At 46.5% G+C, this 8,892-nt stretch carries 8 protein-coding genes; 2 read left to right on the forward strand and 6 right to left on the reverse strand.

The window, feature by feature from the left end; genetic code table 11:
• Positions 1–129 precede the first annotated feature (129 nt).
• The 6 genes from OXH00_03855 to OXH00_03880 all read right to left on the reverse strand — a co-directional run bounded on the left by OXH00_03855 (position 130) and on the right by OXH00_03880 (position 5,256).
• Positions 130–459 (reverse strand): helix-turn-helix transcriptional regulator, encoded by a 330-nt coding sequence (locus OXH00_03855; GenBank protein ID MCY3740136.1) that lies wholly within the window; start codon positions 457–459, stop codon positions 130–132.
• Positions 456–818: a type II toxin-antitoxin system RelE/ParE family toxin gene (locus OXH00_03860; GenBank protein ID MCY3740137.1), complete on the reverse strand. Its 363-nt coding sequence runs from the start codon at positions 816–818 to the stop codon at positions 456–458. The genes OXH00_03855 and OXH00_03860 overlap by 4 nt, the downstream gene beginning before the upstream one ends.
• A gap of 200 nt (positions 819–1,018) precedes the next feature.
• Entirely contained in the window at positions 1,019–1,234 is a 216-nt protein-coding gene (locus tag OXH00_03865) for a hypothetical protein (protein ID MCY3740138.1), read from the reverse strand.
• Positions 1,224–2,465 carry a diaminopimelate decarboxylase gene (gene lysA / locus OXH00_03870; protein MCY3740139.1) on the reverse strand — a complete coding sequence of 414 codons (1,242 nt, stop codon included), beginning with the start codon at positions 2,463–2,465 and terminating at the stop codon, positions 1,224–1,226. Before lysA ends, OXH00_03865 begins: the two co-directional genes overlap by 11 nt.
• 21 nt (positions 2,466–2,486) lie before the next feature.
• The gene (locus OXH00_03875; GenBank protein MCY3740140.1) at positions 2,487–3,632 is read right to left on the reverse strand and encodes a mandelate racemase/muconate lactonizing enzyme family protein; all 1,146 of its coding nucleotides are present in this window, start codon (positions 3,630–3,632) and stop codon (positions 2,487–2,489) included.
• A 259-nt stretch (positions 3,633–3,891) separates the two neighbouring features.
• Positions 3,892–5,256, reverse strand: coding sequence for a sulfatase-like hydrolase/transferase (locus OXH00_03880; protein ID MCY3740141.1), 1,365 nt, complete (start codon positions 5,254–5,256; stop codon positions 3,892–3,894).
• A gap of 165 nt (positions 5,257–5,421) precedes the next feature.
• Between OXH00_03880 and OXH00_03885 the strand changes: the two genes are divergently transcribed.
• A complete protein-coding gene (locus tag OXH00_03885; GenBank protein MCY3740142.1) occupies positions 5,422–6,255 on the forward strand; it encodes a DNA adenine methylase in 834 nt (277 codons plus the stop codon).
• A 644-nt stretch (positions 6,256–6,899) separates the two neighbouring features.
• A partial coding sequence (locus tag OXH00_03890; GenBank protein MCY3740143.1) for a hypothetical protein occupies positions 6,900–8,892 on the forward strand: 1,993 nt, incomplete at its 3' end.

Raw genomic sequence — 8,892 nt, forward strand, 5'->3', positions numbered from 1 at the left:
CACTTTTCCAACAATATGAAATGTTGGTCCTATTGGACAAAACATAGGTAGTTTGTGCCCTTATGACACAAATTGAAAGTTTGTACTACATAGGTGGCAACTTAGGTTATGATTGAAGCATATCTTGAACTAAACAGCAATCACCCGCTGCTGTCCTTCTCTATCTTCTGAAGGAATAATCCGAATCTCAATATCGCGATTCAACTGATTAAGAAACCTCATTAATCGCTCAACACTGTAGTCAGAAAGTTTAGCGGCTTTAAGGCGAGAAACTTCAGCCTGTTTAATGCCAAGTAGTTTCGCCGCTTCTATCTGAGTTAACTTACGTTCCTTCAGAATGCGGAAAATCTCAGCTCCCAACTGCGCTTTTAGGAGTTCTTTCTCCGAGACCTCATCAGAAAAACCCAAATCCTTGAAGATATTCCCGCTGCCTTCTTCAACCTTAATGTTACTGCTCATAATTCTTTCTCCATCTCCTTAGTTCGTCTTAATCTTCGTTTAATCAAGTCAGTATCCTTCTTTGGGGTCCTAATTCCACGTTTTGATTTCTTTTGAAAACAGTGCAGTACATACATGCTTCGGCCAATCTTAACCGTGTAAACGACTCGATAAGTATCCGTAGCGTAGGTATCAACAAGTTCAAACACCCCAGATTCTATACCTTTCATCGGTTTTGCCGACGGCGGAGTCTCGCCTATCTGCACACGATACAAGGCGTGTCCAATATCCTTACGCACCGACTCCGGAAAAGCCTGTAACCTTTCTTGTGAATCACCAATCCACTGAACGTTTCTTGGGGTTGTTATCTCTTGATCCATATCCTATTGTAACGGATTAACTGACATTTTCGCAAGTCCAAAATCATCAACTACTCACGACTAAAATGTAACAAATTTCTTGCCGTGGGACTTAAAATTCAACTCTCGGCCATCTCAGCCATGGCCACATAACAGCACGGTGCCATCATAACTGCCACTTGCGATAGTTTCCATCCGGACTATACGATACGCTTTGGACCTCATCGTCGTTTTTCCTTGAGTTCGTGCAGAGCCCCTTCATAAGTTTTTGCGGCCACATGGTTCGCTTCTTTCGCGAGTTTTAAAGCATTTTCCCAATCTGATTTCGCCAAAATAGTATAACCGAGATGATAATATGCTCTACCACGCCCGAAATGGGCATTGTGATTGTCGGGTTCAAGGGCTATCACAATCTTATAATGGATGTTATAGTTCAAATAACCGCAGATAATCGTCTAATGTCTCAACACGACGAATGCAGGTAAAGTTATCACCATCAACGAGATATTCCGGGGGACGCATCTTCATGTTGTAGTTAGAACTCATCGCGTGGCAGTAAGCACCCGCGTCGCAAACAACAAGTCCAGCACCCTCATGAGGGGTCGGGAGTGAGCGTGCTTTGCCCAAGAAATCTGCGGATTCACAAACGGGACCGACGACATCGTACGTTTCAACTGCCCCATCAATCGGTTCAATAAACTGGATATGTTGGTAGGTATCGTAGAGACTTGGACGGATGAGTTCTGACATGCTACCGTCGGTGACGATGAAATGCTTGTTACCGTTGGTCTTCACACCAGTGACGCGATTCACAAAAACAGAGGCATTACCGACAAGGGAACGACCCGGTTCGATAATAAGTGTGATGTCCTCAGATAGTAGGTCACGGATGGAATCGATGAGGTCGGAGGGTGTCGGAATCTCCTCACCTGTCCGTTCGTAGTCTATGCCTAAACCACCGCCAATGTTCAGATAGCGTAAAGAGAAACCTTCCGTTTGAATAGCACGCATAAAGGCAAGCATAATTTCAGTCGCATCTCGGAAGATCCGCACCTTCTTAATCGTTGAACCCAGATGGCAATGAACACCGACTAAATTTAGTAAATCATCTTTACGAATTTCGTCTAAAAACCAATCAAGCCGTTCATTACGAATGCCAAATTTGGAGTTTTTCATACCAGTGGAGACATACGGATGCACCTCTGGATCCACATCCGGATTGATGCGGATAAGCACATTGGCAGCTTTATTGAGTTCCTTTGCTGTCTGCTGGATGTGTGCCAAATCAAATTCGCTGTCAATGTTAATCAGCACACCGTGTTCAACGGCGAGACTAAGTTCCTCCAGCGTCTTACCGTTGCCGTTTAGAATTGTCCGTCTCAAATCGAATCCCGCCGCAAGCGACATCCGCAATTCGTTTCCGCTGACGAGGACTGCACCACTACCGAGTGCGCTGAGACGTTTGAGTAGCGTGAGGTTGTTATTCGCCTTAATCGCGTAACCGATAATTGAGTCCATCCCCTCAAGTGCTTTCTGATATGCGGCATAGTTCGCCTCTAACTGTGCCAGACTGTAGAGATAAAATGGGCTGTAGGGCACCTCTTCTTGAATGTCTTTAACTCTCAACTTTTCGCAGTAGAGATACCCGTTTTTATAATGAAAACTCATCTGTTTCTGAATATGCTCCTATTAATACTCGCGTTTGTGCCAGTCATCTTCCCAGAGGTTGAATGAACCTTCGCGATAAGGGTGTTCGGCGATAAGTTCCTCATTTAGTTCCATACCGAGTCCAGGTCCATCAGGCAGACTAAAGTAACCATCAATCACTTCGGGGCATCCCGTCGCTGCCTCTTTAACCCACGCCTCAGAAAAATCATTGAAATGCTCCTGAATCTTGAAGTTTGTGGTGCAAGCAGCGAAGTGCAAAGCGGTCGCTGTGGAGACAGGGCCCCCGACGTTATGCGGGGCAACAGTCATATAGCACATGTCCCCCATCGCTGCGATTTTCTTAGTTTCTAAGAAGCCTCCTGTCTGCGTAATATCCGGTTGCAGTATATCCGCTGCTTGTAGGTTAATCAACTCACGGTACTCATACTTATTGTGAAGTCGCTCACCCGTAGCAACGGGCAGGTTGATTTTGTCAGCCGCTTTTGCGAGGGCTGCAATATTATCAGGCGGCACAGGCTCCTCGACCCAACTCGGTTGGAACTGTTCCAATTCCGCAGCAATTTCTATCGCTGTATACGGGCTAAATCTACCGTGCATCTCAACAAGAATTTCGACATCGGGCCCGACAGCGTCACGCACCGCTTCAACGAGTCCAACAGACTTCAACTTTTCTTCGTAAGAAAGTTCATAGTAGCCTGCACCGAACGGATCAAACTTCAGCGCTCGGTAACCTTTTTCAAGCACCCTTTTCGCTGCAGCATGAAATTCGTCAGTGGAGCGTTCCACGCGATACCAACCGTTGGCGTATGCCTTAATCTGATCGCGACAGGCACCACCGAGTAACCGGTAGACCGGTTGATTCAACGCCTTGCCGATAATATCCCAGCACGCGATTTCAATAACGCTGATGCCGGTTGCCACGATTTCACCAGCGCGACCGTAGTCATCTCGAAAGAGTCTCTGATAGAGATCTTCTGTATTAAATGGATCGCTGCCAATGACATGCCGCTTCTTCGCACCATCAATATAAGCAACAAGCGCATCGGTGCGGTTATTCATTCGCACCTCACTGACACCGGTCAACCCTTCATCGGTTTCGACTTTGACGAAGGTTAAGTTCCGCCAACTGGTCCCCATGACCAAGGTTTTGACATCTGTAATCTTCATTTTTTTAATTATGGGCCTTTCTGCTCGGTTTTTTCCGTTGTCGAAAACGGGTTTCCGAGCTAACTAAACATATTTTTAAATTAATAGGACTTGCGCATTCCCTCTTAAAGTCCCCCTGATAAGGGGGATTTAGGGGGTTTTAAATACAACGAAATACACTCACTGTGAAGCGTTTTCAGGAAAATATACCGATTCTCCGTTCAATTTGTGTAAGTCCTAATTAAGCAGGGTGAGCAAATAAGCAAGGTAAGCAAACCATTTAGTTTCTTGCTTCTGCCTCCGAAACACTGCGTTGTCCGCCCCTTTGTGTTGGTGCTTGCTCAATCGTTGGTGCCTCTTCACCTACCTCCAGCATCCGCCGAATAAGACGTTCTCTCATCACTTCTGTAACAGGTTCATGCGATCGCAACCCGACGAGATTCTTCAATTCGTACGGGTCTGCCTGCAGGTCGTAGAGGTATTGCTCCACATACCGGTCTGATCCTGCATCTTTGCCACCGCTCTTATTTGGGGCATCAACACCGTATTTCCAACGTTGCGTCCGAATAGCACGTCCGACCTGTGCCTCGCTAATTTGGACGAAGACCTCTTCTGGCCAGCCATCCGTTTCGCCGCGTACCAACGGCATGATAGATTTACCTTGCATCTCAGTTGGCACTTCCAAACCTGCTGCATCGAGGAGCGTCGGTGGAAGATCAACGAGACTGACGAGTTCTTGGAGTTGTCCACCACCAATGAAATCGCCGCCATGGAACGCAGTCGGCACACGGATAGAACTTTCATGACATGAACGTTTATATTCACCATTACGGGTTTTGAAATGGCACCCATGGTCAGAGGTAAAAAGAATAATCGTGTTATCAAGCAAATGGAGGCTCTTGAGCGCATCTAAAAGTCTCCCGAGTGCTTCGTCCAACCTTTTCACCATACCGTAATAACCACCTAAATGCTGGTGTGTCGAGCCACCAAGCGCGGCGAGATCCGGTGGTATCCATTTCCCCGTATACCGCTCCCGATACCCATCCGGCGGCGGATAATCGTCCAAGTGGTTTTGGTGGTGCGGCTCAATGTATGACGTAAAGAGGTAAAATGGATCGGTCTTATGCCGGTCAACGTAGCGTATTACTGCATCGGTGAGCGCGTCCACACGATAGCCGGGGAGATCAACGGGGTTGTTGTCGTTATCGTAAAGTGTTGTCTGATACGCATCGGAGGTGAACTCAAGAACATTGGATGCTAACCAGTAGTCATACCCACCGCGGTGCTCCGCTGGCACAGGTCCCGGTCCCGTACCACCACTATAGAGGTGCCACTTACCGATGTATCCGGTGGCGTAGCCTGCCTCGCCAAAATGGTGTGCAAGCGTCTTGAGGTTCGGAGACAATGGAATACCGTTTCGGAAGCATCCCGTCCGAGTCGCATATAACCCCGTTTGGAGGCATGAGCGCGCAGGACCACAGACAGGCTGACACGTAAAGGAACGATGGACATGTGTGCCGCGCTGTGCCATACGGTCGAAGTTGGGGGTCAGGTCAAGCGGATTCCCGTGCAAGCCGGACGTATCCCATCGCTGCTGGTCAGTGAAAAAGACAATGACATTCGGTTGATTTGAATCTTGTGGCATAGTTTTATCTTCCTCTCTATTCAAGTTTGGCTATGCCCATTTTAAGAGATGTCCAGCCAGAAGTCAAGCAGAAAATTAGGATAATGAGAAGATGAGTATTAGAAAATTAAAGCGAAGCATGTTATACTTTAAGTAGCAGGTTAGAAATATGGATAATCGGTCACCATGCGTAAATTAGCGAAAAGCCCATTACGATACCCAGGTGGTAAATCCAGAGCACTAAAACAGATTCTGCCGCTTATTCCAGTAAATATATCCGAATTTCGGGAACCTTTTGTCGGCGGCGGTTCTGTTTTTTTTGCAATCCGTAGCCTCTTTCAAAATCGTATCAAATCCTACTGGATTAATGACCTCAACTACGACCTCTACTGCTTCTGGAAACAGACAAGAGACAATGCCCCAAATTTGGTTGAAGCCTTAACAGATACGCACGCGACTACTACAAACGGGCGCACCTTGTTTGAAGAACTAACACAGGCAAAAGATCAACTAAATCAAAATCGAGACATGCTCTGTGAGTTTCAACGCGCAGTGCGTTTCTTCGTCCTCAATCGCATTACTTTTTCCGGTGTCGTGGATTCTGGGGGGTATTCACAGGCCGCTTACGAGAAACGTTTCACGGAGTCGTCGATTGAACGCGTCAAAAACATCTCACCTTATCTTTCCAGAGTCAAAATTACAAATGGAGATTACACCGACGCGCTTTTCCAAGACGGTGACGATGTATTTATCTTCCTGGACCCGCCCTATTGGAAAGCAACTGAGTCGAAACTATATGGAGTGAGAGGTGAGCTGCATGCCACGTTTGATCATGCACGATTCGCCGAAAATATGAAGAAGTGTCCACACAAATGGCTGATTACCTACGACGACTCGCCTGTTATCAGGGAACTCTTCAATTTTGCTGAGCTTCAGGAATGGACACTGCAATATGGAATGAATAATTATCGGAAGGAAAGTGCCGCAAGAGGGAAAGAACTATTCATCAAAAACTACTAACAAACACCTCTATGGCGCATCCATCGCACATCGAAAACCGACGACATTCAGACTACTGTCTGGAAAATCACTCACGCGTTCGGCATTGCGGAGTGTATATTCTACCGCACAGAACGCGTCGCTCACCGGTGTCGGGTCCCTTTGGGTTCCGGCGTAGCTGCTCTACATCTGCCGCTTCGGTATAGTGAGTTACGCTGTACCAATCCGCGCACCATTCCCAAACATTCCCCGCCATATCGAACAAACCATTTTAGCAAATTTTTCGATAGTTGTCAAGCCGAAAATTGCAGTCATACTCTCTTTGTGATATAACTTATAGTTAAATCACCGAAAGTAATATCAAGCCAATTTGTTATATTTTTTTAATAATTTAACAATTATGTCCTGTTGTGGTTACATCCAAAAAACCTTATTATTGTTGACTTGTCTTAGCTTAAAAATTTGACTGAATAAAAAATTTGTGTTAATATATATTATTAATTTTGTTGTGCTATATTATATTATGTTATATTGAACGGGAGGTCTGGAATCTGGCAGAGCCCCAGGTTTTAATATCTGTATTTTTTCTTATGAATTTAAAAAATATTATTGAACGTTGCCATGAACGGCACGAGAAGCCGTTACGACAACGGAAGACAGTGGTAATGCCTTCGTTGTACAATACAGGCAGTTATCCCTACCAAATCACAGTCTATTGTGCACAGAGGTGCCCTGTGCTACTCGCTGATTTAGAACAGGCGAACATCTCATTTATGCCGAACGGGCGCGGCCCTGATAACGATCGCGGTCCACGGAATTTTGGAGGTAAACGGTTCTCAAGATGCCAAGGGGCAAAAGACTGGGGAATAAGGCGGTGGCACGTATCGTACGGAATTCAAGTATATACTGGGGTCCCGTCTGAACAGGATGGCGCACGATGGCACGACTTCAATTTTAAATACGAAGCCTTATGTGCCGCCCCAGATGCTGTTCTTGCCTATGTTGATGCACTTGTTAATGCAGTACCAAACCCGCTGTTGACGCTCTCAAAGTCCGGCGGATTGCGCTTTTCTTGCAGAGTACCGGAGTACCTTCACCCAAATACTGAGAGCGAGAAGCAGTATATCTATAAGCACACCCCGACCCCAGGAAATCCACATCAGCGAAACATCTATCTCGAAATTTTCGGAGAAGATGAATATACGCCCTGGGATGCACGCTACGAGATACTCCTTGGGAATCTCTTAGATCCACCTGTAGTTGCCAAGGAGGTGCTTCTTGCCCCGATTGATGCCCTTCGCGCTGAACTCCACCAACCCGGGGATTACAAAATCAAACAGGACCAGGTTGTCGCCAACGCGCCACTATCGCTCGGTTCAAATAACCTTGATCTCGCAAAAGAGGCGTTTATACAGCATGATTTTTCTTATGTCCGACAAGAGAACGGTTGCCATCATTGGAGGCAACTCGGTCGTCCTGTTGACGATGAATACGTCCTGCTCTGGGAGAGCGACAACATCGTCTGGGTTCGCGCATCTACACCGACTGCCGAACTCCCCACGGAAGCCACGCCAATTACAGAGGTCTGGGACGATACTGGCATTCTACCACCAGCACCTGGGCCCGGAATATTTGTGTCCGATGAAATGCTCGCCGTGCGAGACGGGATGTTAAGTCCCTTGGCAGTTAAACGTCCACCTGCCGTACTACACAAATCTGAATATACCCAAGAGCCTTATCAAACATCTGAAAGCAATGCTGTCCAAACAGAAAATATTTTTGATGGAACTGCTCGTATTCTCGGGCTTGTTACCAGAACAGACGGCGGAAACCACGAAGCAGCGTCGTATCTCCTTGATGATTGGGCAACTTGTTTAAATGTGCCAGTTGCCAACTTAGCCGAAAAAGCAGAGCAGCACTATCAAAGTCGAAACATATCATCATTCACACGCTGGAAGACTCGGATGCACCAATGGGAGCAGGTAAAAGAAATACCTGCTGGCGTGCGGATGGCAACTCCGTTTCAACGAGGTAATGTTTGTGAGGATCCGGAGCGATGTGAGGCACTTGAGAAAAAGGGAGGAAATCCGAGTGAGAGTATCTGCCCACACTGTCCAGTCTATACCGAGTGCCAAAGATGCGGATATTTATCACAACCGGCAGCATTGCAACACACTAAAGCACAGATATTGGCTATTCCCGAACTGTTTTTCAATCCACAATACGCGGAGTTGGTTGAAAAAATTTTTAAGCAGGTGGACGAGACAGAGAGACTTGGCATCATCGGCAGAATACAAGCGCATAAGTTATTCTTTGAATGCAAGATGCCAGAAAAACTGTTGGAGGAGTGGAGTATCCGCTGGCAGGGGAGTGCCTTAGGAAACTTTGCCAAAGCTTTACAGCATGCAATAGAAATTGCCGATATACCACATGCCGATGCTGTCAAGCGGATCCGAACGGTCATAAAATCTTTTGAATGGCAGGAGGAAGCACTCGTTAGACAGATGTGTCAAGTGAGTGTACAAGGCAGCGTAGTAGAGCGCAGTACTGTTGATCCTGAAACTGGACAGCTATTGGCACGTTTTGCTATTGAGTTTGAGAACGGTATTTCTGCTTATGTTCCTTTGGATGATAATGCAGCAGATAGACTCAAGATCA

The sequence above is a fragment of the Candidatus Poribacteria bacterium genome, from assembly GCA_026706025.1.
Taxonomy (GTDB): domain Bacteria; phylum Poribacteria; class WGA-4E; order WGA-4E; family WGA-3G; genus WGA-3G.

Excerpts from the sequence above, each read along its gene's own strand:
- OXH00_03860 (MCY3740137.1), bottom strand. The coding sequence starts at position 818 with ATGGATCAAGAGATAACAACCCCAAGAAACGTTCAGTGGATTGGTGAT.
- OXH00_03880 (MCY3740141.1), bottom strand. The coding sequence starts at position 5,256 with ATGCCACAAGATTCAAATCAACCGAATGTCATTGTCTTTTTCACTGAC.
- OXH00_03855 (MCY3740136.1), bottom strand. The coding sequence starts at position 459 with ATGAGCAGTAACATTAAGGTTGAAGAAGGCAGCGGGAATATCTTCAAG.
- OXH00_03875 (MCY3740140.1), bottom strand. The coding sequence starts at position 3,632 with ATGAAGATTACAGATGTCAAAACCTTGGTCATGGGGACCAGTTGGCGG.
- lysA (MCY3740139.1), bottom strand. The coding sequence starts at position 2,465 with ATGAGTTTTCATTATAAAAACGGGTATCTCTACTGCGAAAAGTTGAGA.
- OXH00_03885 (MCY3740142.1), top strand. The coding sequence starts at position 5,422 with ATGCGTAAATTAGCGAAAAGCCCATTACGATACCCAGGTGGTAAATCC.